At 67.4% G+C, this 22,849-nt stretch carries 21 protein-coding genes; 10 read left to right on the top strand and 11 right to left on the bottom strand.

Annotated elements, in window-relative coordinates; all coding sequences use genetic code 11:
• The first annotated feature begins 2 nt into the window (after positions 1–2).
• From AC1ROY_RS02910 to AC1ROY_RS02885, 6 genes are all read left to right on the top strand, one after another.
• Positions 3–1,100, top strand: a complete 1,098-nt coding sequence (locus AC1ROY_RS02910; protein WP_493146958.1) for an endo-1,4-beta-xylanase — start codon at positions 3–5, stop codon at positions 1,098–1,100.
• Positions 1,101–1,132: 32 nt separating this feature from the next.
• Positions 1,133–2,581, top strand: a complete 1,449-nt coding sequence (locus AC1ROY_RS02905) for an amidohydrolase family protein (RefSeq protein WP_493146957.1) — start codon at positions 1,133–1,135, stop codon at positions 2,579–2,581.
• A gap of 111 nt (positions 2,582–2,692) precedes the next feature.
• On the top strand, positions 2,693–3,679 hold the full coding sequence (locus AC1ROY_RS02900) for a Bug family tripartite tricarboxylate transporter substrate binding protein (protein WP_493146956.1): 987 nt from the start codon (positions 2,693–2,695) through the stop codon (positions 3,677–3,679).
• A gap of 51 nt (positions 3,680–3,730) precedes the next feature.
• Positions 3,731–4,717, top strand: coding sequence for a Bug family tripartite tricarboxylate transporter substrate binding protein (locus tag AC1ROY_RS02895; protein ID WP_493146955.1), 987 nt, complete (start codon positions 3,731–3,733; stop codon positions 4,715–4,717).
• Positions 4,718–4,909: 192 nt separating this feature from the next.
• Complete coding sequence (locus AC1ROY_RS02890; RefSeq protein WP_493146954.1) at positions 4,910–5,473, top strand: DUF302 domain-containing protein; 564 nt, start codon at positions 4,910–4,912, stop codon at positions 5,471–5,473.
• A gap of 11 nt (positions 5,474–5,484) precedes the next feature.
• The gene (locus AC1ROY_RS02885) at positions 5,485–6,348 is read left to right on the top strand and encodes an MBL fold metallo-hydrolase (protein WP_493146952.1); all 864 of its coding nucleotides are present in this window, start codon (positions 5,485–5,487) and stop codon (positions 6,346–6,348) included.
• A gap of 3 nt (positions 6,349–6,351) precedes the next feature.
• On the opposite strand, the gene AC1ROY_RS02880 is transcribed toward AC1ROY_RS02885, so the two are convergent.
• The 7 genes from AC1ROY_RS02880 to AC1ROY_RS02850 all read right to left on the bottom strand — a co-directional run bounded on the left by AC1ROY_RS02880 (position 6,352) and on the right by AC1ROY_RS02850 (position 12,954).
• Complete coding sequence (locus tag AC1ROY_RS02880; RefSeq protein WP_493146950.1) at positions 6,352–7,341, bottom strand: Bug family tripartite tricarboxylate transporter substrate binding protein; 990 nt, start codon at positions 7,339–7,341, stop codon at positions 6,352–6,354.
• Between the two features lie 4 nt (positions 7,342–7,345).
• Positions 7,346–8,362, bottom strand: coding sequence for a dipeptidase (locus AC1ROY_RS02875; RefSeq protein ID WP_493146949.1), 1,017 nt, complete (start codon positions 8,360–8,362; stop codon positions 7,346–7,348).
• A 61-nt stretch (positions 8,363–8,423) separates the two neighbouring features.
• Entirely contained in the window at positions 8,424–9,278 is an 855-nt protein-coding gene (locus tag AC1ROY_RS02870) for an MBL fold metallo-hydrolase (protein WP_493146947.1), read from the bottom strand.
• Positions 9,279–9,283: 5 nt separating this feature from the next.
• Entirely contained in the window at positions 9,284–10,261 is a 978-nt protein-coding gene (locus AC1ROY_RS02865) for a Bug family tripartite tricarboxylate transporter substrate binding protein (protein ID WP_493146946.1), read from the bottom strand.
• Positions 10,262–10,310: 49 nt separating this feature from the next.
• A complete protein-coding gene (locus AC1ROY_RS02860) occupies positions 10,311–10,817 on the bottom strand; it encodes a DUF1993 domain-containing protein (RefSeq protein ID WP_493146944.1) in 507 nt (168 codons plus the stop codon).
• 124 nt (positions 10,818–10,941) lie between these two features.
• Positions 10,942–11,844, bottom strand: a complete 903-nt coding sequence (locus AC1ROY_RS02855; RefSeq protein ID WP_493146942.1) for an ABC transporter permease — start codon at positions 11,842–11,844, stop codon at positions 10,942–10,944.
• Between the two features lie 156 nt (positions 11,845–12,000).
• Entirely contained in the window at positions 12,001–12,954 is a 954-nt protein-coding gene (locus tag AC1ROY_RS02850; RefSeq protein WP_493146941.1) for an ABC transporter permease, read from the bottom strand.
• A gap of 283 nt (positions 12,955–13,237) precedes the next feature.
• Here AC1ROY_RS02850 and AC1ROY_RS02845 point away from each other — a divergent pair, with 283 nt between their 5' ends.
• Positions 13,238–13,984 carry an aspartate/glutamate racemase family protein gene (locus AC1ROY_RS02845; protein ID WP_493146940.1) on the top strand — a complete coding sequence of 249 codons (747 nt, stop codon included), beginning with the start codon at positions 13,238–13,240 and terminating at the stop codon, positions 13,982–13,984.
• A gap of 41 nt (positions 13,985–14,025) precedes the next feature.
• Here the strand turns inward: AC1ROY_RS02845 and AC1ROY_RS02840 are convergent, their stop codons facing one another.
• Both AC1ROY_RS02840 and AC1ROY_RS02835 read right to left on the bottom strand, forming a co-directional pair.
• On the bottom strand, positions 14,026–14,607 hold the full coding sequence (locus AC1ROY_RS02840; RefSeq protein ID WP_493146939.1) for a transposase: 582 nt from the start codon (positions 14,605–14,607) through the stop codon (positions 14,026–14,028).
• A gap of 113 nt (positions 14,608–14,720) precedes the next feature.
• Positions 14,721–15,728 carry a C-terminal binding protein gene (locus AC1ROY_RS02835; RefSeq protein ID WP_493146937.1) on the bottom strand — a complete coding sequence of 336 codons (1,008 nt, stop codon included), beginning with the start codon at positions 15,726–15,728 and terminating at the stop codon, positions 14,721–14,723.
• A gap of 90 nt (positions 15,729–15,818) precedes the next feature.
• Between AC1ROY_RS02835 and AC1ROY_RS02830 the strand changes: the two genes are divergently transcribed.
• Positions 15,819–17,567: an ATP-dependent nuclease gene (locus AC1ROY_RS02830; protein WP_493146936.1), complete on the top strand. Its 1,749-nt coding sequence runs from the start codon at positions 15,819–15,821 to the stop codon at positions 17,565–17,567.
• 12 nt (positions 17,568–17,579) lie between these two features.
• On the opposite strand, the gene AC1ROY_RS02825 is transcribed toward AC1ROY_RS02830, so the two are convergent.
• On the bottom strand, positions 17,580–19,115 hold the full coding sequence (locus AC1ROY_RS02825) for a UxaA family hydrolase (protein ID WP_493146935.1): 1,536 nt from the start codon (positions 19,113–19,115) through the stop codon (positions 17,580–17,582).
• 165 nt (positions 19,116–19,280) lie between these two features.
• Here AC1ROY_RS02825 and AC1ROY_RS02820 point away from each other — a divergent pair, with 165 nt between their 5' ends.
• Both AC1ROY_RS02820 and AC1ROY_RS02815 read left to right on the top strand, forming a co-directional pair.
• On the top strand, positions 19,281–20,261 hold the full coding sequence (locus AC1ROY_RS02820; protein WP_493146933.1) for a sialic acid TRAP transporter substrate-binding protein SiaP: 981 nt from the start codon (positions 19,281–19,283) through the stop codon (positions 20,259–20,261).
• A gap of 458 nt (positions 20,262–20,719) precedes the next feature.
• Positions 20,720–21,811, top strand: a complete 1,092-nt coding sequence (locus AC1ROY_RS02815; protein ID WP_493146932.1) for a fatty acid desaturase family protein — start codon at positions 20,720–20,722, stop codon at positions 21,809–21,811.
• Between the two features lie 58 nt (positions 21,812–21,869).
• Here the strand turns inward: AC1ROY_RS02815 and AC1ROY_RS02810 are convergent, their stop codons facing one another.
• Positions 21,870–22,838, bottom strand: coding sequence for a Bug family tripartite tricarboxylate transporter substrate binding protein (locus AC1ROY_RS02810; RefSeq protein WP_493146930.1), 969 nt, complete (start codon positions 22,836–22,838; stop codon positions 21,870–21,872).
• Positions 22,839–22,849: the final 11 nt, after the last annotated feature.

Below are 22,849 nucleotides of genomic sequence, written 5' to 3'. Positions count from 1 at the left end.
GCATGCGGCGGCGTGCGCTTCTCGGCCTCGCCGGCACGCTCCCGCTCGGTTGCACTGCTGTCGCCCAGAGCCCCTCTCCTGGCCTGCGCGAGCTCGCCCGGGCCCGCGGGATGACCTTCGGCACCGCCGTCCGCAGCCCCTTGCTCGGCACCGATGCGGCTCTCTCCGCGCTGATCGCGCGCGAGGCCGACCTGCTGGTCCCTGAATGGGAAGGCAAGTGGGAGGTGATCCAGCCCGAGCGCGGCCGCTTCGACTTCGAGCCGCTGCGCATCGTCCTGCGCTTCGCCCAGGCCAACAACCAGCGCGTCCGCGGCCATGCGCTGGTCTGGCACGAGGCGATGCCGGCCTGGCTCGCCCCCGCGCTGGCCGAGGGCCGCTCGCAGGCGGAGCAGATCCTCGAGACCCACATCTCCACCATCCTGGCGGAGACCCGGCCGAGCATCCGCGACTGGGATGTCCTGAACGAGGTCATCTCCAACCCGCCCGGCAGCGACAATCCCGACCCGACCGACGGCGACCTGCGCCCGACGCCCTGGCTCCGGGCGCTCGGCCCCGGCTATCTCGAGCGGGCCCTGCGTCTCTCGCGCCAGGCGGACCCCACCCTGCGCCTGACGCTGACCGAATTCGGCGTCTATGCCGACACGCCCTGGGCGGCGGCGAAGCGCGAGCGGCTGCTGCGGGTGGTGCGCGGCCTGCTGGACCGCAACTGCCCGCTGGATGCCGTCGGCCTCCAGGGCCACCTGCAGATGCGCGAGCCCTTCCGGCCCGAGCCCTTCATCGCCTTTCTGTCCACGCTGCGCAGCATGGGCCTGGCCACCCTGGTTGCCGAGCTGGACGTCCGCGAGCCCGACACGCTCGCGCCGACGATCGAGGCGCGCGACGCGGCGGTGGCGGATTACGCGATGGCCTTCCTGCAGGCCGCGCGCGACGGCGGGACCCGCACCTTCCTCACCTGGGGCCTGACGGACCGCGATTCCTGGCTGGTCTCGGATCCCGGCGTGATCAGGCGGGACGGGCAGCTGACCCGCGGCCATCTCTATGATTCCGAGTTGCGCCCCAAGGCGTTGCGGGCGAGGCTGGCGGAGTTCTTCTCGGCCTGAGGCCGCCCGCGAGGCGGGGAAAGGAACCCGCGATGACCACGCCCCTGCTGATCCGCGACGCCGCCTGGGCCGTGCTTTGGGACGACGGCGCGAGCCGGCACGTCTATGGCCGCGACCTCGACATCCTGCTGCGGGACGGGCGCGTGGCCGCCATCGGGCCGCATGATCCCGAGGCGGAGCCGCCGGCGGGGGCCGAGGTCATGGACGGGCGGCGCCTGCTCGTGATGCCCGGCCTTGTGAACATCCACACCCATCCGACCACCGAGCCCGGCTATCGCGGCGTGCGCGAGGACCACGGTGTCCCCGAGCAGGACATGACCGGCCTCTTCGAGCGCTCGCAGGGTTTTCGCCTCGACCAGCAGGGCCAGGCCGCCGCCATGCGGCTGGCCTATGCCGAGCTCATGTCGGCCGGCGTCACCAGCGTGGTGGACCTTTCCGCCCCCTTCCCGGAATGGCTCGGCATCATGGCGGAGAGCGGGCTGCGCTGCTGGGCCGGGCCGGGCTATGCCGCCGCGCGCTGGGGCATGTCGGCCCCGCAGACCGTCACCTGGATGTGGAACCAGGAGAACGCCCGCATCCAGTTCGAGGCGGCCCGGAAGCTGATGGCCGAGGCGGAGGCCGACAATTCCGGCCGCCTCTCCGGCATCGTCTTCCCCGCGCAGATCGACACGGTCGAGGAGGAGATGCTGCGCGAGAGCATCGCCTTTGCCGAGGAGACCGGGCGCCCTTTCACCACCCACATCGCCCAGGCCGTGGTGGAGGTGCGCGAGATGATCCGCCGCCACGGGATCACGCCGATCCAATGGGCGGCCGGGATCGGGCTGCTGACGCCGCGCAGCATCCTCGGTCACGCGATCTTCGTGGACGAGCACGCCTCGATCGGCTGGCACACGGCAATCGACGTGCCGCTGATGGCCGAGCGCGGCGCCACGGTCGCGCATTGCCCCTCGCCCTTCGCGCGCTACGGCGAGCACCTGAAGAATTTCGGGCACTACCGGGCGCGCGGGATCAATATCGGCCTCGGCACGGACTGCGCGCCGCACAACCTGATCGAGGAGATGCGGCTGGCGATCGTCCTCGCCCGCAACGCCGCGCGCGACCTGGCGGCGGGCGACACCAGCAGCGTCTACCATGCGGCAACGGTGGGCGGCGCCAATGCGCTCGGACGGAGCGACCTGGGCCGGCTGGTGGTCGGGGCGACGGCCGATGTGGCGCTGGTGGACCTCGCGCATCCGCTGATGTCGCCGCCGCGCGACCCGCTGCGCTCGCTGGTCTTCCACGCGGCGGATCGCGCGGTGAAGCGCGTGCTGGTGGGCGGCGAGACCATCTGGGCCGACGGGCGGCCGACGAAGCTCGACACGGCCGAGGCCGCGGGAATCCTCGCCGAATCCCAGGCGCGGATGCTGCGCGACGCCATGGGCCGCGACTACCGCGGACGCGATGGCGACCAGATCGCGCCGCTGAGCCTGGCGATGCGCTGAACGGCCGCCATGCATGGCCGGAATGCCGCGATCGGCGGCGCACGGCCATGTTCTGTTAACCCATTCCCGTTATCCTGCGCGCAACGCCTCGAAAATCGCAGGAGTCCAGGAATGACCAACCTCACCCGGCGCGCCGTGCTTGCGCTGCCGCTTGCCTTGCCCGCCATCGCCTCTGCCCGCGCCGAGGGCTGGCGCCCGACCCAGCAGGTCCGGATCATCTGCCCCGCGGCCGCCGGCGGCACGGCCGACATGATGGCGCGCCTTCTCGCGCAGCACCTGACCGCGGCCTGGGGCCAGACGGCCGTGGTGGACAACCGCTCCGGCGCGGGCGGGATCATCGGCACGCAGGAGTTCCTGCGGCAGGCTCCGGACGGGCACACCATCCTCTCGGGCAATATCGGCCCGCAGGGCATCGGCTACTCGCTCTATCGCAACCTGCCCTACCGGCCGGAGAGTGTGATCCCCGTCGCCGGGAGCGTCCGTGGGCCGAACGTGCTGGTGGTGCATCCTTCGGTGCCGGCGCGCACCGTGCCCGAGCTGGTGGCGCATCTGAAGGCCAACCCCGGCAAGCTCTCCTACGGCTCGCCGGGGATCGGGCAGAGCGGGCACCTCACCTCCGTCTGGTTCAGCCAGCTGACGGGCACCGAGGGCATCCACGTGCCCTTCCGCGGCGCCGGCCCGGCCGCGATCGAGCTGGTCGCGGGCAACATCCAGTACATGTGGGACAATCTCTCGAGCGGCATCGAGCAGATCCGCGGGGGCCGCGTGCGCGCCATCGCCGTTTCCAGCGCCGAGCGGAACCCGCAGCTCCCCGACGTGCCGGCCGCGCGTGAGACCATGCCCGAGCTGGCGGATTTCGAGGTGAACACCTGGTTCGGCAAGTTCTACCAGGCCGGCACGCCCGCCCATATCGTGCAGGCACTGAACGAGCAGATGCGCGTCCTCTCCGAGACCGACGCCTTCAAGGCGCGCGTGGCGCAGATCGGCAGCGTCTCGCTCTGGGGCACGCCCGAGCAGTTCGCGAGCTTCGTGAACAACGAGATCGAGAAGTGGCGCGGCGTGATCCGGCGCGAAGGCCTGCAAATGGATGTGTCCTAGGCGCCCAAAACGCGCCATCCTCCCTGCCAACCAAGACAGGGAGAAAACTTGATGCAGGATCTGTCCCGCAGGGCCGCGCTGGCCCTGCCTGCCGCCGCCGCGCTGCCGCTGACCGCACGGGCCGAGGACTGGAAGCCGGCCCAGCAGGTGCGGCTGCTCGTCGCGGCCGCGCCGGGCGGCACCACGGACATCATGGCCCGGCTGCTCTCGCCGCGGCTGCAGGCGCGCTGGGGCGTCTCGGTCGTGGCCGAGAACCGCGCCGGCGCCGGCGGCACCATCTGCACGCTCGAGATGGTGCGCTCGCGGCCTGACGGCACGACCATCATGTCCGGCAATATCGGCCCGCAGGCCATCGCCTATTCGCTGGTCCGCAACCTCCCCTACCGGGCGGAGCAGGTGCTGTGCATTGCCGGCACCATCACCGGGCCCAACGTGCTGGTGGTGAACAACAGCATCCCCGCGAACAGCGTGGCGGAGCTCGTGGCGCTCATCCGTGCGCAGCCCGGCCGGATCAGCTACGCCTCGACCGGCGTGGGGCAGTCCACCCACCTCTCGCCGGTGCTGATGCTGCAGATGCTGAACGCCGACGCCATCCACGTGCCCTTCCGTGGCTCGGGCCCGGCGCAGGTGGACCTGCTGGCCGGCAACGTGAACTTCCTCATCGACAATCTGACGGGCGTGATCGAGCACATCCGGGCGGGCCGCGTGCGCGCGCTGGCCGTCACCAGCCGGGAGCGCAGCACGCAGCTGCCCGACGTGCCGGCGATGTGGGAGACCATGCCGGAGCTCGCCAATTACGAGGTGAACACCTGGTTCGGCATCTTCGGTCCGGCTGGCATGCCGAATGCAATGGTGCAGGCCATCAACGCCGAGGTGAACGCCTGGCTCGACCTGCCGGACACGCAGCGCCGTTTCGCCGATCTGGGCGGCGTGCCGCTGAAGCTGAGCCCCGAGGGCTTCGCCGATTTCGTGGCGGCCGAGACGCGGAAATGGGCCGCGGTCGTGCAGCGCGAGGGCATCCAGATGGATGCGGGCTGAAGCGAGACCGGCTTTGCGGGACGGGTGAGCGAAGGCGCGCCATCCCGGTTCAGGCCCGCGGCTTGAGTGCTTCCCTTGCGACCACGGGCGGCATCACGGCGCAGTGCGAAATCGAAACCCGCCTGACCCGGAGGAAATACCGCCAGCCGGCAACGGGCCTATGGGTGGTGTCGCAGATCAACGTCGCCGGGAATGACCGGCGCGCTGACGGAAACGCTCGAAATCCTCCAGGGGAGACCGGTCATGAGCGATGGCGACACATCCGTGCAAAGCGCCCCCATCCAGCACACGAGCGTCGCCACGGGATTGAGCTACGACGCCCTGGTCCAGGCCTTCGAGCAGGAACTCGGGCACCTCGATCCGGCGACGACACAGCGCCTCGTGGAACGGAAGGCGGCGTGGAGCGAGGTCGAGCGGGAGATCGGGGAGGTCGGGGGCTCGCTGGGCCTGATGATCATCGTGCGCCTCGACCTGGGAAAGGTCGCCTCGCTGTCAGGCCGCGAGAAGCGATGCTCCCTCTACCTCGTGGGCAATCCGGTGATCGCGAATCAGATCATCAGCATCGATATCCGCGGAGGCTTCTACGTGCCGTTCCGCGTAGCGCTCTACGACGACGGGAATGGCCGGGGAGCGGTCATCGGCTACGACCGCCCTTCCTCCTTTCTCGCGACGCTCGGGCGTCCGGAGCTGGCGGAGATCGCGGCTTCCCTGGACCACAAGATCGATACGGTGGCCGCCGCCGTGCGGGCTGCCTGAGGAAGACGAGGATGAGCCCGATCGGCGCGGCGGACTCCGCCCTCACCTGGAATGTCCTCACGGTGAAGCGGCCTGGCCTGAATCCCAATGTGCCTCCCGGCCAGGAGAAATGGGCCTGGGTCGCCAATTCCTCGACCCTCATTTCCGGCCAGCGGGACGCCGTTCTCGTCGACACCTTCCTGACCGCCGATCAATCGCGGATCCTGCTGGACTGGGTGGTCGCGAGCGGCAGGAACCTGACGGCGGTCTACATCACCCATGCGCATGGCGACCACTTCTTCGGCCTGGCGCCGCTTCTGGAGCACTTCCCGCTGGCCAGGGCGGTCGCGGTCGCGGAGGTCGTCCAGGCGATGCAGGCGCAGCTCTCGCCGGAATCGATCGAGTTCTGGCGCAAGCGCCTTCCCGGGCAGATCCCCGATCGCCTGCTGGGGGCCGCGCCGCTGGACCATGACGAGCTCGAGCTGGAGGGCCACCGCCTCGTTGCCGTGAAGACGGGACGGACCGACACGGCGAACTCCACGAGCCTGCACGTCCCATCCGTCGACCTGATCGTGGCGGGGGACGTCGTCTACAACGGGATCCACCCCTACCTGGCCGAGACCACCACGCAGAGCCGGATTCAATGGATGGCGGCCCTCGACAAGCTCGAGGCGCTGAGGCCGAAGGCCGTCATCGCCGGCCACAAGATCCCGGAGAACGACGACGATCCCCGCGATATCGCGGCGACACGGCAATATCTGCGCGACTTCAACCGCCTGGATGCGATGACGTCGAGCGCGCGCGAGCTCTACGACGCAATGCTGGAGCTCCATCCCAACCGCGCCAATCCCGGCTCGCTCTGGGGCGGGGCGCAGGCCGCGAAGAAGGCGGCCTGAGGATCAATCCACCCGGGCGCCGGAATCCCGCACGAGCCCTTCCCACAGTGCGAGCTGCTGCTCCATGAAGGCATCCATCTCGGCGAGCGTCATGGGCGGCACCCGCTCGATGCCGATCTGCGCGAACCGCTCCTGCGTCGCCGGGAGATCCAGCACGGAGCCGACCGCGGCCCGCAGCGCCTCCTTGGTCGCCTCCGGCGTGGCCTTGGGCACCGCGAGGCCCGTCCAGACCAGCACGTCCGAGAAGGGCGGGTAGCCCAGCTCGGCCAGGAGCGGGACGTCCGGCAGGGCGCGGGAGCGCTGGCGCCCGGTGAGGCCGAAGGCCTTCACCCGTCCCTCGCGCAGCATGCCGACGATGGAAGAGAGCGAGGCGAAGCCGAACTCCACCTCGCCGGTCATGACGGCGGTCAGCCCCTCGGCCGGGCCGCGATAGGGAATGTGCTCCATCCGCACGCCCAGGAGCTGGGACAGCAGGACCGCGGAAAGATGCTGCGAGGTGCCGTTGCCCGGCGAGAAGTAGCGCAGCGCCGGCGCCCCGGGCGCCTTGGCGCGCGCGACGAACTCGGCCAGCGAGCTGGACGGGCTGTTGCCCGGCACGACCAGGGCGTTGAAGGAGATGTTGGTCAGCGCGACGAGGCTGAGGTCGCGCACGGGGTCGTAGCCCAGGTTGCGGAAGAGCGCCCGGTTCACCGGCCCCGCGCTGGCCGAGGTCAGCGCCATCGTGTGTCCGTCCGGCTGGCTGCGCGCGACGTAACCCATGCCGATCGTGCCGCCGGCGCCGACGCGGTTCTCCACCACCACCGTCTGGCCGAGCTGCGCCGACAGCGGCGGCGCCAGCACGCGGCCGAGGATGTCGGTGCTGGAGCCCGCGCCATAGGGGACGACGATGCTGATCTGTCGTGACGGAAAGCCCGGGGCCTGCGCCTGCGCAGCCGCCGGGATCGCGGCGGCGGCGAGCATCATCGCGCGGCGCTGAAAAACTGGTGTCGTCATCGCCTCAGCCTCCCCAGATGTCGCGGTACACGCGCAGCAGGTTGCCGCCGTAGATCTTTCCGATCGCTTCCTCGGAATAGCCGCGCTCCAGCAGGCGCCGCGTGAGGTTCAGCATGGTGCGCGGCGTCTCGATGCCCTCAGGGTACCAGTAGGGCGGCGGCGCATAGGTTTCGCGCGACCATTTCCCGGAGGAGATGGCGGCGTCGTACATGGCCTGCGCCTCGGCCAGCGTGGCGACCGGCTCCTGGAAGCGGAAGTAGTCGATGCCGATGCAGACGTGGTCCACGCCCGCCACGCGCACGAGGTAGTCCATGTGGTCGATGTAGCGGTCCAGCGTTGGCCGGACCTCACGCCCGAGGAAATAGGCGTAGCCCACCACGCCGATCACGCCGCCCTTGTCGGCGATCGCGCGGATCTGCACGTCGTCGATGTTGCGCTGGCAGTCGAAGACGCCCTTGGGATTGGCGTGCGAGATGATGACCGGCTTCTGCGAATGCGCGATCGCATCCAGCGTGGTCTGCCGTCCCGTGTGCGAGCAGTCGACCACCACGCCGACCTCGTTGCAGCGCTCCACGAACTTCTGGCCGAAGCGGCTGAGGCCCTCGTCGCGCTCCTCGGTGGCGCCGGTGCCCACGCGGTTCCGCACGTTGTAGCAGAGCTGCATCACGCCCACGCCGAGCGCCTTGTAGGCGTCGACGAGGTTGAGGTCGTTCTCCACGGGATCGGTGTTCTGGAAGTGCAGGATGAGGCCGAGACGGCCCTCGCGCTTCGCGCGCTCGATGTCCGCGGCGGTGCGGACGATCAGCAGCTCCGGATGGCGGCGCACATGGTCGTGCCAGGCGCCGAGCTCCTTGATGGTCTGCCAGGCGTTCTCGTAGATCGCGACGGTGGGCGCCGTCGCGGTAAAGCCGCCCTCGGCGTACCAGTCGAGATACTTCCGGGTCTGCACCAGCGGGCAGACGTCGTCGATGAGGATGGCGCCGCGATGGACGCGCTCGGCATCCTCGAGGGAGACAGACATCGCTTTCTCCGAAACCTTCGCAAGGAGGGTATAAGGATTGGGCCGCGATGCAACGGTGATCTCAGAGCTCGACGGAGAACCCGTCGAAGGCGAGGCTGAGCTTCCCGGAGAAGTCGGCCGCCACCTCGTCCAGCAGGTCCTGCTCCCAGCCGGGAGCGGGGCGTGGCTTGTGGTGCGTCAGGACGAGGTGCTTCACGCCGCAGGACTGCGCGATCTTCCCCACCGTGTCGCCGCAGGCCAGCGTGTATTGGGAAAGCAGCTTCCAGTGTCCCGCGCTCAGCTCCTTCGAGCTGGCGTAGCAGCACATGGCCAGCACATCGGCGCCTTCGGCGAGCCGCCGCAGGCCGGGGCAGTCCACCGTGTCGCCGCTGAAGGCGAAGACCTTTCCGCCGACCTCGAAGCGGTAGCCGTAGCAGATCCAGCGGCGCAGGAAGGCCGGCGGCAGGGTCGGCAGGCCGTTGCCGTGGCTCACCTCCTCCGCGGTCGCGCGCCAACCCTGGCCTTCGACGGCCTCGCCCGGCCCGATCTCGCGCACCTCCACCGGCGCCCAGCCGCCATGCGCGGGTTCACCCAGGCTGCGCCAGGTGAGGTCGCGGTCGTAGACCTGGGTCAGCAGCGCATCGACGATGCCCTTGGTGCCCGGCGGCCCCTCGATGACCAGCTTGTGCTTCCGGCCCTCCAGCCAGGTGTTGAGGATCACGTCGTAGAGGTCGCCGATATGGTCGAAATGGTGGTGCGTCAGCAGCACGCGGCCGAGCTTCGGGATCGCGGCGCCGGCTTTGCCCATGCCGAGCAGGGCGCCACGACCGGAATCGATCAGCACCTCCTCCTCGCCGCTGCGCAGCAGGAGCGCGGTCGCGTTGCGTGTGGGGTCGCGGCGCGGCCCGCCGGTGCCGAGGAAGGTCACGCTCGCCATGGATGTCAGTCCTCCAGCCGGAATCCCGTGCTGCGGATGATCGGTCCCCAGCGCGCGACATCCTCGGCGATGGCAGCGGAGAAGGCCACGGGCCCCAGCGGCCGCGGCGCGAGATCCAGCGCGACCAGGCGCTGCGCGACCTCCGGATCGGCAACGATCGAGAGCACCGCCTCGGCCGTGGCGTTCACCGTCTCGGGCGGTGTCGTGCCAGGGGCGAAGAGGCCGTACCACATCTCCGCCTTGCCCATCTCCGCGAGGTCCAGCCCGGACTCGGAAAAGCTCGGCACGTCCGGCAGCAGGGGCGAACGGGTCGCGCCCGTCACCGCGATGGCACGCAGTGCGCCGCTCTGGAGATGCGGCACCATGCTGGCTGTCGTGGTGAAGCCGCAGGGCAGCTCGCCGCCCAGCAGCGCCACCACCAGCGGGCCGGAGCCGCGATAGGGCACGTGCACCATCTGCGTGCCGGCCGCGCGGTTGAACATCACGCCGAGGAAATGCGCTGGCGTGCCGGCGGAGAGCGAGCCGTAGCTGGCGCGGTCGCCCTGCTCCTTCGCCCAGGCGACGAACTCCTCGAGGTTCCTCGCGGGATGATCGGCGCGGACGGCGAGCGCGAAGGTGAAGCTGGTCACCATGGCGACGGGGGCGATGTCCTTCAGCGGGTCGAAGGGCAGGTTCGCATAGAGGAAGGGGAAGAAGACCGGCACGACGATGGGCGCCATCATGATGGCCGTGCCGTCGCCCGGCAGCCGGGCCAGCGCCTCGGCGGCGATGCGACCGCCACCGCCGGCGCGGTTCTCCACGACGACAGGGCGCCCGCCGAGCTTGCCCGGCAGGCGCTCGGCCACCAGCCGCGCCATCAGGTCGAGGCCGCTGCCTGGCGGGAAGCCGACGAGCATGCGCAGCGGGCGGCGATCCTGCGCCTGGGCGGCGGCGGGCAGGGCGGTGGCGGCGAGCAGGGCTCGCCGCGAAACAGCGGCGGTCATCATAAGGACAGCGTGGCATGCTGCGCCGCAGCACGCCAGCGCCCTGCCGTCAGGCGGCGCCGAGATAGTCCCGCTTGCCGATGGCCACGCCGAGCTGCCGCAGGATCCCGTGCGCCGTGGCGACGTGGAAGTAGAAGTTCGGCAGGGCGAATTGCAGGAGGAACTCTTCCGTCGTGAAGGTGATCTCCTGCCCGCCGAGCTTCATCACGACCTCGGCGCCCGAGCGGGCGTCGATCGTCGCCTCGTCCTGGGCGTCGAGATAGGCGACGGTGCGCGCGATGCGGTCCTGCAGCTCCGCGAAGGTCTTCTCCTCGTCCGGCATGGCGGGCGGCGCGACGCCGAGGATGCGGCCGATGGCGTTCTTGCTGGTGTCGCTGACGCGCTGGATCTGCGCGGAATAGACCAGCATGTCGGGCGCCAGCCGTGCGCCGAGGATCTCCTCCGGCGGGCGGCCGGTCTCGGTGGCGAAGGCCTCGGCCTTGGTCAGGCCGTGCGACAGCGCGGCGAGGCCGCGGCGGAACACCGGAACGGAGAGCCGGTAGGTGGAGACGGGCATGGATCGATCCTGATCAGTTCCGGAATGAACTGGTCACGGATCGCCGGTTTGCGAGGGACGGAAAATGGGCGGGGGCCATGCGGCCCCCTGCACCCCCCGCAACCAACGTCAAAGGCTGACTTCGTCAGCCTTTGACGTCCATGGCCTGCCGCAGCCCGTCGCTCACGAGGTTGAAGCAGATCGACGTCACGAAGATGCACACGCCCGGCAGCACCGCGACCCAGGGCTGCACGTAGATCGCCGTGCGCAGCGTGTTCAGCATCAGCCCCCATTCCGGCTCCGGCGGCCGCGTGCCGAGGCCCAGGAAGCTCAGCCCCGAGGCCAGGATCATGCACACGCTGATCAGCGAGGTCGAATAGACGAAGATCGGCCCCAGCACGTTCCCCAGCACATGCACCCGCACGATGGTGAAGGCCGAGGCGCCCGAGGCCCGCGCCGCATCCACGAAGTCCAGGTTCCGCACGCCCGTCGTCACGGATTCCGCGACCCGGATGATCGGCGGCACGAAGACCAAGGTCAGCGCCAGGATGGCGTTCATGATGCCCGCCCCCAAGGCGCCGGAAATCGCCACCGCCAGCAGCACGGAGGGGAACGCATAAAACACGTCCGTCACGCGCATGATCAGCATGTTCAGCCGCCCGCCCGCGAAGCCCGCCAGCACGCCGAGCGTCGTGCCGACCACGAAGGCCAGCGCCACCGGTACGATCCCCATGAACCAGGAGAGCCGCCCGCCGAAGATCAGCCGCGTCAGCATGTCGCGCCCCAGCTCGTCGGTGCCGAGCGGGTAGTTGGGCGTGCCCATCGGCCGCAGCCGCCGGATCATGCTGCCCTGGTAGGGGTCGTGCGGCGCGATCCAGGGCGCCAGCAGGATCACGCAGAGCATCACCAGCAGCACGCAGCCGCAGCCGATCGCCACGGGATCGCGCCGCAGCCGCTTCCACACCCCGGCCCAATAGCCCTGCGACTTCGCGACGGCCTGCTTGGCCTGGACGGCGAGCTCCGCGCTCGCGGCTGTCGTCGTGCTCATGCTCTTTTGATCCGTCGCGCCGAAGGCGCGCTAGGGAAAAGGCCGCGGATCATGCTCTTTTGATCCGTCGCGCCCGGAGGCGCGCTGGGGAAGGGGCCGCGGATCATGCTCTTTTGATCCGTCGCGCCGAAGGCGCGCTGGGGAAGGGGCCGCGGATCATGCTCTTTTGATCCGCGGATCGAGGGTCGTCTGGATCAGGTCCACCACGAGGTTCAGCCCCACGAAGAACATCGCCAGCACCAGGATCGTCCCCTGGAGCACCGGCAGGTCGCGCTGGAAGATCGCGCTGTTCAGCAGCAGACCCGTCCCCGGCCAGGAGAACACGGTCTCCACCAGGATCGAGCCGCCCATCAGGTAGCCCAGCTGCAGCCCGATCACCGCCAGCGCGTTCGGCGCCGCGTTCTTCACGACGTGCAGAAAGATGTTCCACGACGTCAGGCCCTTGCCGCGCAGCGCCGTCACGAACTCCTGGTTCATGATCTCCGCCACGATGCCGCGCACCGTCCGCGTCACGATGCCCATCGGGATCACCGACAGCGTCACCGCCGGCAGCACCAGGTGCTGGATGTGCTCCCAGTTCCAGGCCCAGTCCGAGCTCCCGCCCGGCCCCGCGCCCATCGCCGGCAGCCAGTTCAGCTGCACCGAGAAGATCACGACCATCACCATGCCGAGCCAGTAATGCGGCACCGACACGCCGGCGACCGCCACCGTCACCGCCGCCCGGTCCAGCAGGCTCCCGCGGAAGGTCCCCGCCAGCCCGCCCAGGATGCAGCCCATGATGAAGCCCAGCATCGAGGCCGCGGCCGCCAGCATCAGCGTGTTGCCGATGGCGGAATGCAGGTCGCTCCACACCGGCCGCCCCGTCGCCAGCGAGCGGCCGAGGTCGCCCTGCACCACCTTGGAGAGCCAGATCCCGAACTGCACCGGCAGCGGCTTGTCGAGCCCGTAGTCACGGCGGACCTGCTCCACCACCTCCTGCGGCGCGTCGGGGGGGACGATGGCGTTGATGGGGTCGCCGGGCGCGATCTGGACGAGCATGAAGCACACGAAGCCCACCGCCAGCGCGATCGGCACCGCGTAGAGCAATCGGCGCAGCAGGTACAACAGCATCGGCCAGTCTCCCCGGGAGACCGTTTGGAAATTCCGGCGGCGGAGGGTTCGCGAGGGATTTTTCGGGCCTGGAAGGCGCCGGACACGGCCGATGCTGGTGGCATCGGCAAGTCCGGCAACGCACCAGGCGCGGAAAAGACCCGCGAAACCGACCCGCCGGAGTTTCCAAACGGTCTCTCAGCTTATCTAGCGCCGCGCCGCCCCCGCCGGGCAAGGCGGAACCGGGCCGGATTCGCCGAATCCCCCTTGCCTTTGCCCAAGCCCGGGGCAGAACTGCCTTCCGATGAAGCTGCTCCTCCTCAACGGCAACACCGATGCCGCGATCACCGAAAAGCTGGCCGTCGCGGCCCGCGCGATGTGCGGCGACGAGATCGTGCCCGCCACCGCCCGCTTCGGCGCGCGCTACATCGCGACACGCGCGGCCTCGGCCATCGCGGCGCATGCGGTGCTCGACCTGCTGGCCGAGCGCATCGGCGTGGACAACCCGGAAGGCTTCGACGCCGCCATCATCGCCTGCTTCGGCGACCCCGGGATCGATGCCGCGCGGGAGATGTTCTCGATCCCCATCCTCGGCCTGGCCGACGCCTCCATCCCGGCCGCCCTCCGCGTGGCGGCGCACCCGCTCGCCGGCCTGCGCGCCCCCGTCGTGGCGCTGCTGACGGGCGGGACGGCCTGGGTGCCCATGCTGCAGGAATTCGCTGTTCTGCGCGGCTATGCCGCCGACCAGGTGCGCGTCGCTGCCGTCACGCCCACCGGCGACATGATCGCCCGCGAGCCGGAGCGCGCGCTGGACCTGCTGGCCGAGGCCGCGGAAGAGCAGGTCGCGGCCGGGGCGGATGTGGTGGTGCTCGGCGGGGCGGGGCTGGTGGGGCTGGCGGACCGGCTGCAATCGCGCGTGAGCGTGCCGGTGCTGGACTGCCTGCGCGTCACGCTCGAAGCCGCGCAGGAGGCACGGCCGGGGACGGTGCCGATGCAGCCGGCACCCAGCGCGGGGCTGAGCGCCGCGCTGGCGCGAGCCCTGGAAGGCTGACAGCCCGTCCGGGGATTCCGCCGGAATTCGCGGATGGATTCTCACGGCCAGGAGACCTTGAGGGCGCGGGGGATGTACCGGCGGCCTGCGACGAGGGTGTGGAGGCTCTTGAGGCCGCGGATGAAGTCGCGCGCGGCCTGCTTGTCGCGACGCCATCCGGACAGTCGCTCCCTGATCGGCAGCTTCGGGATGATTTCGGACAAATCCGGATCGGGGCACATCCAGGGTGGGCCGGGCAGGGCGCGCTTGAGGTTGAGGCGTCGGATCAGGACGATGAGCGCGAGGCCGCGGATGCGGATGGCGCGGCGGGTGGCGCGGCAGATCAGGCCCTGGATGCGGCGGAGCGGGTGGTCCGCCGTGGCGAGGGACAGGCCGATCAGCAGGCGCTCCCAGAGCGCGGCATGGGTGAGGCGTCGGAAGTAGCGGGAGATGGTGTCGGGCTTGCCGTAGGGCTCGGGGAGGTCGCTCCAGGGTCCGTCGGTGGCGGCGACACGGAAGATGGCGTCGAAACGCGCGCGGTGGTCGCAGGGGCGGCCGCGGGCCTCGTCGGAGAGATAGGGGAGAAGGGCGGCCCATTCGGCATCGGAGAGAGGGGCGTGGGGGATGCGGAGGGGAGAGGGCATCCGGTCAGGATAGGAAATTAATCAAGAACAAATCAAGAAGATTCAGGGGAAGAGCGGGGCGCCGCCCCGCACCCCGCCGGGGAGCCACGGGCTCCCCAAACCCCTGCGGAGACCTAATCGCTCTCGGGAGGGATCACGTTGGTCTTCAGGCCGCGCACCAGCACGTCCCGCATCGTCTCCGCACTCTTCAGGCGGATGTCGTCCCAGGCCTCGGGGCTGTGGAAGGCGACGTGCGGCATGATCACCAGACGGCCCATCAGCCAGGACTCCCTGGCGCGATAGGCCTGCATCAGCTTCGGCACGGGATCGACTGGCGGCTCCACCGGGACCACGTCCAGCCCGGCCGCCGCGATGTGGCCGGAGCGCAGGGCGGCCTCCAGCGCATCGATGTCCAGGATCGGGCCGCGCGCGGTGTTGATCACCACCGCGTTCTTGGGCAGCAGCGCCAGCTCCTTCGCGCCGACCAGGCCGCGCGTCTTCCGCGTGAGCGGGCAGTGGATGGAGAGCACGTCGGAGACTTCCATCAGCGCCTCCAGGCTGTCCACGCGCTGCACGCCGATCGCGCGATCGGCGCCGTTGGGCAGCGCGGGGTCGAAGAAGGCGACCTTGAAGCCGAGCGCCTTGGCCCGCAGCGCCGCCGCCGTGCCGATGCGCCCCAGGCCGAGCACGCCGAAGGTCTGCACCTCGAGGCGGCGGACGATGGGGTTCTGGATGACGCCCCAGGCGGCCGGCGGGTCCTGCCGCTGCGCGTCGTGGTGCAGCACCAGCCCGCGGCGCAGCGCGACGGTGAGGGCGATGGCGGTGTCCGCGACCTCCTGCGTGCCGTAGTCGGGGATGTTGCAGACGGTGATGCCGCGGCGCGCGCATTCGGCGCGGTCCACGCGATCGTAGCCCACGCCCATGCGGATCACGACCTTGAGCTTGGGGAACTTTGCCAAGGCCTCGGCGGGGACGGCGAGGCGGAGGGTCATGAGGCCCTCGACCTCGGCGCAGAGCTCGTCGGGGAGCTCCATGAGCGATTTTTTGGCGGTGCCGGTGAGGATGCGGACGCCGTCGCCCATGACGCGCTGTTCGAGCTCGGTGTTGGGGTAGAGGGATTCGGGTTCTAGGACGGTCAACATTCCTACCTCTGAGTACGATAGTTGTTTAGTTGCTTGATGCGACTCGGCGTCGACGAGATATTCTAGCAGCCCGCGATAAGGGTGAATACGGTGCTAAAAAGCCTTCGACTTAAGAATTTTCGCAAATTTCAATCCTTTTATTTGCGGATTGGTGCCGGAAATATCTTAGTTGGCCCGAATAATGCCGGAAAATCGTCGATATTAGATGCTTTGCGTATATTTGACGCTTGTGTAAGATATTCACGCAGTAAAAAACCCACCATCATAGATTTGCCAGGCCAAGGAGTGTTTAGCGGATACGAAGTTCCTGATAGCTATATGCCCGTCTCTTTGGCTAATATAACCTACAATTACTCCGACGCGGATGCCATTATAGAGGTAGAACACGTAAATAACACAAAAAACTTTATATTACTTCATCCAGATAGAGTAACGCGATACTATTTAGATTGCCCGGGGACCTTAACAAAGGAAGGGAAAAAATTTCGGCAGGCCTTTCCGATAAATTTCGTAGTTATACCTACCTTGGCTCCTCTTGAGATGGATGAACCATACGTCCAGGATGAAACAGTTCAGAAAAATTCATCGACTAGACTTGCCAGTAGAGTGCTTCGAAATATTTGGTTTAGGCGCCCATCGGATGAATTCGAATCCTTTAAAGCTGACGTAGAAACCGCATGGTCTGGCATTAAAATTCAGGCTCCTGAAAGGCCTAATCCCCTAAGTCGAATAATTACTATGTTTTATACTGAAGATAAACGAGATCGAGAAGTTCAATGGGCTGGATTTGGATTTCAGGTATGGCTACAAATACTGACCCATCTCCGAAGAGGTGATGATGATTCTGTGTTAATTATTGACGAGCCTGATGTATATTTACATCCAGATTTACAAAGACGCCTTTTGCGTCTAATAAAGCAGAGATTTAGGCAATTTTTTATGGCTACCCACGCTGTCGAAATTATTGAGGAGGCTGAGCGTCAGGAAATTATATCTGTAAGTAAGCAATATCAACAAGGAAAACGAATAAATACAGAAAAAGAATTCGATAGTCTATATAGATATCTTGGCTCTACTAGCAATTCCGATTTTGCAAGAATTGCAAGAGCTCGGCGCATTTTATTTGTTGAAGGATTGGACGGAAATCTTTTACGAAGGTTTGCTAAAAGATTTTCTTTTAACAATTTATCAGACCCGCAAAGCACACCTATTATTCAATTAGGTGGGTTTTCTGAATGGCGGAAGGCTATAAATGCCGCATGGGCTTTAAAGGAAATATTGGATCTGGAGGTCGAAAGTCTCTGCTTATTCGATCGTGATTATCGCCCACAAAAACATATTGAAGAATTTATAAATGAAGTTGAAGAAACAAAAATTCGATGCTATGTTTTGGGGCGAAAAGAAATAGAGAATTATCTACTGGATCCAGCAGCCATGTACAAAGCCTTACAGGGCCGCAGTGTGGATGGTTCGGACATGTCTTTTGATGAGTTTTTGGAAATATTTGATCAGGCTATTGAAAGTACGCGAATTCAAACATTTTCACAAATGGTAGGCAAAGAAATCGAATTTAGAAGAAGGGCTACCCCTGGTATCGACAGTAGTACTGTCACTAAAGAAGTAGCGTCTCGATTCGATAAAATATGGCCGGATCGATCTCAGCGCATTAGGGTTTCACCGGGAAAGGAAGTTTTGAGTAAATTAAATGAATTGCTGCAAACAAGGAAATTTAGGGCCGTTACGAGTGCAATGATTATCGAAAGAATAGAGATGTCGGCCCTTGACGATGATTGGAAAGACCTATTATTTCAACTCGATACCTTTTTTAAGGGAGAATAACAATAAATTTATTCACATCGTTGCTCCCAAAACCCAAGGCGCAAACTCCGCATCTCCGAACCCCAGCCGCTCGCTCTTCGTCGGCTCCCCGCTCGCCGTCGCCAGCATGTGCCCGAAAATCCGAGCCCCGCACTCCTGCACGCTCTCCGTCCCGTCCAGCACCGTCCCGCAATTGATGTCCATGTCCTCCTCCATATGGGAGAACATCGCCGTGTTCGTCGCCAGCTTCAGCGACGGCGCCGGCTTGCAGCCGAACACGCTCCCGCGCCCCGTGGTGAAGCACATCAGGTTCGCGCCCCCGGCCACCTGGCCCGTCGCGCCCACGGGGTCGTAGCCCGGCGTGTCCATGAAGACGAAGCCGCGCCGGCTGATAGCCTCGGCATAGCGCAGCACGTCCACGAGGTTCGTCGTCCCCGCCTTCGCCATCGCGCCCAGCGACTTCTCCAGGATCGTCGTCAGCCCGCCCGCCTTGTTCCCCGGCGAGGGGTTGGCGTTCATCTCCGCCCCCTCGCGCGCCGTGTAGTCCTCCCACCAATGCATCACGTCCACGAGCTTCTGGCCGACCTCCTGCGACACCGCGCGGCGCGTCAGCAGGTGCTCGGCGCCGTAGGTCTCGGGCGATTCGCTGAGGATCACCGTGCCGCCGTGCCGCACCACCAGGTCGCTGGCCGCGCCCAGCGCCGGATTGGCGGTGATGCCCGAATACCCGTCCGAGCCGCCGCATTGCAGCGCCACGACGAGCTCGCTCGCCGGCACCGGCTCGCGACGGGCCTGGTTGGATTCCGCCAGCACCTCGCGCACGAAGTCGATCCCGGCCTCGACCGTCTTCCGCGTGCCGCCGCTCTCCTGGATGTTGAGCGTGCGCAGCCGCCCCGCGAGGCGCTGCTCCTCCAGCAGCCCGCCGAGCTGGTTCACCTCGCAGCCCAGCCCGATCGCGATGACGTGGGAGAAGTTGGGATGCCGCGCGAAGCCGGCGAGCACGCGGCGCAGCACGCGCAGCGGCTCGCCCTCCGTCATGCCGCAGCCGGTCTTGTGGGTGAGCGCGACGACGCCGTCGACCATGGGCGTGCCGGCCAGGGGATCGGGGCCGTCCACGAAGGGGTTCTTGGTGAAGCTGCGCGCGATGAGGTCGGCCACATGCGCCGAGCAGTTCACGGAGGTGATGATGCCGATGTAGTTCCGTGTCGCGACCCGCCCGTCGGCGCGGCGGATGCCCTGGAACTGCGCGGGGACCGGCTCGGTCAGGGTGGGCTTGGCGTCCACGCCCCAGGCGTAGTCGCGCGAAAAATCGCCCATGGCGCAGTTCTGCGTGTGCACCCATTCGCCGGGCGCGATGGGCTGCGTGGCGAAGCCGATGATCTGGCCGTAGCGGCGGATCTCCTGCCCGGGGGCGTGCCCCGTCACGGCGACCTTGTGTCCGGCGGGGATGCGGGCGCGCGCGACGACGTTGGGGGCGACCGGGGTGCCGGGCGGCAGGGTGCGTCGGGCGATGACCACGCCGTCCTCGGCATGCAGACGGATGACGGGTGCTTCCGCGATCGTATCCATGGCTCGTTGTCTCCCTTGGCGTCCGATCGTCGCGGGCTTCTTCGGCCCGCGGCGTGAATCGGCCGCGCCGAGGTTCATCCTGCCGCGCGTTTCCTTGTTGCGGAAGGGCGGCGATTAACCGCAGCATGACGTCCACAAAACCAAAAGTCCCGGGAGACCACGTTCATGATCCGCCGCCGTACGCTGGGGCTCGGCCTCGGTGCCGCTTCCCTGTCCGCGCCCTTCGTCAGCAACCCCGCCGTCGCGCAGGGCACGCGGCTGCGCTGGGCGCATGTCTACGAGGTCAACGAGCCCTACCACACCGAGGCGCAATGGGCGGCGCGCGAGATCGCGCAGCGCACCAACGGCCGCTGGAACATCGAGGTCTTCGCCGCCTCGGCGCTGGGCAACGAGCCGCAGATCAACCAGGGGCTCACCCTCGGCACCGTGGACATCATCTACACGGGCGTGGCCTTCGCGGGGGCGAGCTACCGGCCGATCTCGATCTCGCACGCGCCCTACATGCTGCGCGACTACGACCACTTCCAGAAGTACCGCGCCTCGGACCTGCATCGCGAGCTGGTGGCCGGCTACGACCGGCAGACCAACCACCACGCCCTGGCGCTGACCTATTACGGCGACCGGCACGTGACGGCGAACCGCAGCATCATGCAGCCCTCCGACATGCGCGGGCTGAAGCTGCGCGTGCCGCAGGCGCCCTCCTTCCTGATGTTCACGCGCGCGGTGGGCGCCAACGCGACGCCGCTGGCCTTCGCCGAGGTGTATCTCGCGCTGCAGACCGGCACGGTGGATGCGCAGGAGAACCCGCTGCCCACCATCCAGGCGAAGAAGTTCTACGAGGTGCAGAGCCATATCAGCCTGACCGGCCACATCACGGAGAGCCTGCTGACGATCGTGAGCAACGCGGCCTGGCGGCGGCTCTCGGAGCCGGACCGCGGGGTCTTCCAGGAGGTGCTGAAGCAGGCCGCCGACCGCTCCGGCGCCACCATCCGCAGCCAGGAGCAGGAGCTCGCCGGCTGGTTCCGCGGCCAGGGCAAGACGGTGCAGGAGCCGGACCGCGCGGCCTTCCGCGCCGCCTGCACGCCGCTGCACAACGAGGGCGTGGGCTGGACGCGTGCGCAGTACGACCGGCTTCAGGCTTTGTGAGGTAGGGGCGGGAGCTCCGGCCCTCGCCGCCGTCTGAGCAATTTCCGTTTTATCCGAGGGGGCCGGCTTTAAAGGCCTGCCCTCAAGCCCCATATCGGCAATGTCGTCGAAGATATTCGTCGGCTCGCGCAGCCATGTGAGCCGCCTTGAATCGCTCCTCGCTCAATCTCTCGTGGTTGGCGAGCGCCCCGGACCGGGGCCGACGCCGACCCCCTCAATTCATCGAGTAGCCTTCCGGGCGCTCCGGATTCTTCAGTGCAAAACATCCATCAAAATCGTTTCCCCACCCGGCCGTCGCGGCAGCTGCCGGTCGGGACCATGAACGCCGCCGCATCGAATAGCCCGCCCCCCACCCACGACGCAGGCCCCGCCGAGCTCACGCCCGAGGAGTTGCGTCAGATCGTCGCAGACGTGCTCGGCTGAACCCCGGGCATGGTCGACCGGCTTATGGAGAAGACATGAGCCCCCTCGGCGAACCGGACAAACAAGCGGCCGGCCCGGCCACGGCGCCACGAAGCCGTGGCCTCTCGGAAATCGACGGCCGCCTCAAGGCGGCCGTGGCCGGTTTCCAGAACCCCAGCGCGTCCCGGGCGGTGTGGCAGATGGCCTCGTCGCTGGGCGGCTTTCTCGCGGTCTGCGGGGTCATGTACGCCACCTTCGGGCTGTCCTACTGGCTGACGCTGGGGCTGGCGGTGCTCGCCGCCGGCTTCGTCGTGCGGCTCTTCATCATCCAGCACGATTGCGGCCACGGTTCCTTCCTCGCGTCGCAACGGGCCAATGCGATGCTCGGCCGCTTCTGCGGGATGATCACCTTCACGCCCTATGCCAACTGGCGCCGCCAGCATGCGGGCCATCACGCGGTCTGGAACAACCTCGACCGGCGCGAGAATGCCGATCTCTATTCGAACGCGATGACCCTCCTGGAATACGAGGCGCTCTCGCCCTGGCGCCGCGCCCTCTACCGGCTGACCCATCATCCCGTGGTGACCGGCCTGCTCCTGCCGCCCTTCGTCTTCCTCCTCCTCTACCGCGTGCCTTTCGACACCCCGCGCCGCTGGCGCCGCGAGAGGTGGTCGGTCCATGCCACGAATGCCGGCCTCGCGACCCTGTTCCTGGGGCTCGGGCTCGCCTTCGGCTTCGAGCGGGTGCTGCTGATCCACCTGCCCATCATCATGATGGCCGCCATCGCCGGCGCCTGGCTCTTCGCCGTCCAGCACCGCTTCGAGGAGGCCCTGTGGCAGCGGGATGCGGCGTGGGATCCGCGCGCGGCGGCGCTCCGCGGATCGTCCTATCTGAAGCTGCCGGCGATCCTGCAATGGGCCACCGGCAATATCGGCTTCCACCACATCCATCACCTCAATCCGCGCGTCCCGAACTACCGGCTGCCGCAGTGCCACCGCGCCATTCCCGAATTGCAGGCGGTGCCGACGCTGGGAATCCTGGGCGCCCTGGGCGCGCCCTTCTTCGCCCTCTGGGACGAGGAAGGGGGCCGGATGGTGAGCTTCCGCACCGCTCACCGGCAGCTCAGGCTGAGGGCGGCGGCGATCTAAAGCGTGATGACCGAAGGCGCGAAGGCGCCGGAGGTCTGAATCACACGCCAACAACGGCCTAGTCGATCTTGATTCCGGCCGCCGCGATCACCGGTTCCCACTTCGCGATCTCCGCCGCGAGGAAGGCGGCCGCGCTGTCCGGCGTGCTGCCGCGCACGACCTCCACCGTCATCTCCGTGAGGCGGTTGCGCAGGGCATCCACCTCCAGCGCGCGGTTCGCCGCGGCGTTGATCGCGGTGATGACCGGCGCAGGCGTGCCCGAGGGCACCAGCAGCATGTGCCAGGTGTAGGCCTCGTAGTCCGGCACGCCGCCCTCGATGAAGGTGGGCAGGTCGGGCACCAGCGGGCTGCGCTCGCGCGTGGAGATGGCGAGCGGCCGCAGGTCGCCGCGCTGGATGATGGGGATCGCGCCCGCCGCCACGTCGATGAGCATGGGGATGCGCCCGGCCAGCAGGTCCGGCATGGCCGGCGCGCTGCCGCGGAAGGCGATGTGGTTCATCCGCAGCCCGCCGGCCATGTGCAGGAAGAGCTCGGTGGCGAGATGCACGGCGCCGCCATTGCCGCTGCTGGCATAGTCGTACTTGCCGGGATTGGCGCGGACGAGCGCGATGAACTCCGGCAGCGTGCGCGCGGGGAAATCCTTGTTCACCATCATGATCATCGGCACCTTGCCGACGAGCGCGACCGGCGCGAAATCCGCGATGGGATCGAAGGTCACGCGCGGGAAGAGCGCCTTCACCACGGCGTGGCCGATGGTGGTGTAGAGCACCGTCAGCCCGTCCTTCGGCGCCTTCGCGACGATGTCCGTGCCGACGATGATGCCCGAGCCCGTGCGGTTCTCGACGACGAGGCGGTTGGCCAGCCCGCGCGACATCTCGTCGGCGATGAGCCGCGCGGGGATGTCCGTCGGCCCGCCGGCGGCGAAGGGCACGATGAGGCGGACGGGTTGCGAGGGCCAGTCGGTGGATTGGGCGGAGGCGGCGAAGGGCGCGAGGGCGCCCAAAGCAAGGGCCTGACGGCGTAGCATGGTTGGTTTGC

The sequence above is a fragment of the Roseococcus sp. GW821-FHT12F05 genome, from assembly GCF_058806835.1.
This window is presented reverse-complemented; position numbering and strand designations above follow the sequence as displayed.

Coding starts and splice junctions, on each gene's coding strand:
- AC1ROY_RS02910 (WP_493146958.1), top strand. CDS start 3: ATGCGGCGGCGTGCGCTTCTCGGCCTCGCCGGCACGCTCCCGCTCGGT.
- AC1ROY_RS02905 (WP_493146957.1), top strand. CDS start 1,133: ATGACCACGCCCCTGCTGATCCGCGACGCCGCCTGGGCCGTGCTTTGG.
- AC1ROY_RS02900 (WP_493146956.1), top strand. CDS start 2,693: ATGACCAACCTCACCCGGCGCGCCGTGCTTGCGCTGCCGCTTGCCTTG.
- AC1ROY_RS02895 (WP_493146955.1), top strand. CDS start 3,731: ATGCAGGATCTGTCCCGCAGGGCCGCGCTGGCCCTGCCTGCCGCCGCC.
- AC1ROY_RS02890 (WP_493146954.1), top strand. CDS start 4,910: ATGACCGGCGCGCTGACGGAAACGCTCGAAATCCTCCAGGGGAGACCG.
- AC1ROY_RS02885 (WP_493146952.1), top strand. CDS start 5,485: ATGAGCCCGATCGGCGCGGCGGACTCCGCCCTCACCTGGAATGTCCTC.
- AC1ROY_RS02880 (WP_493146950.1), bottom strand. CDS start 7,341: ATGACGACACCAGTTTTTCAGCGCCGCGCGATGATGCTCGCCGCCGCC.
- AC1ROY_RS02875 (WP_493146949.1), bottom strand. CDS start 8,362: ATGTCTGTCTCCCTCGAGGATGCCGAGCGCGTCCATCGCGGCGCCATC.
- AC1ROY_RS02870 (WP_493146947.1), bottom strand. CDS start 9,278: ATGGCGAGCGTGACCTTCCTCGGCACCGGCGGGCCGCGCCGCGACCCC.
- AC1ROY_RS02865 (WP_493146946.1), bottom strand. CDS start 10,261: ATGACCGCCGCTGTTTCGCGGCGAGCCCTGCTCGCCGCCACCGCCCTG.
- AC1ROY_RS02860 (WP_493146944.1), bottom strand. CDS start 10,817: ATGCCCGTCTCCACCTACCGGCTCTCCGTTCCGGTGTTCCGCCGCGGC.
- AC1ROY_RS02855 (WP_493146942.1), bottom strand. CDS start 11,844: ATGAGCACGACGACAGCCGCGAGCGCGGAGCTCGCCGTCCAGGCCAAG.
- AC1ROY_RS02850 (WP_493146941.1), bottom strand. CDS start 12,954: ATGCTGTTGTACCTGCTGCGCCGATTGCTCTACGCGGTGCCGATCGCG.
- AC1ROY_RS02845 (WP_493146940.1), top strand. CDS start 13,238: ATGAAGCTGCTCCTCCTCAACGGCAACACCGATGCCGCGATCACCGAA.
- AC1ROY_RS02840 (WP_493146939.1), bottom strand. CDS start 14,607: ATGCCCTCTCCCCTCCGCATCCCCCACGCCCCTCTCTCCGATGCCGAA.
- AC1ROY_RS02835 (WP_493146937.1), bottom strand. CDS start 15,728: ATGTTGACCGTCCTAGAACCCGAATCCCTCTACCCCAACACCGAGCTC.
- AC1ROY_RS02825 (WP_493146935.1), bottom strand. CDS start 19,115: ATGGATACGATCGCGGAAGCACCCGTCATCCGTCTGCATGCCGAGGAC.
- AC1ROY_RS02820 (WP_493146933.1), top strand. CDS start 19,281: ATGATCCGCCGCCGTACGCTGGGGCTCGGCCTCGGTGCCGCTTCCCTG.
- AC1ROY_RS02815 (WP_493146932.1), top strand. CDS start 20,720: ATGAGCCCCCTCGGCGAACCGGACAAACAAGCGGCCGGCCCGGCCACG.
- AC1ROY_RS02810 (WP_493146930.1), bottom strand. CDS start 22,838: ATGCTACGCCGTCAGGCCCTTGCTTTGGGCGCCCTCGCGCCCTTCGCC.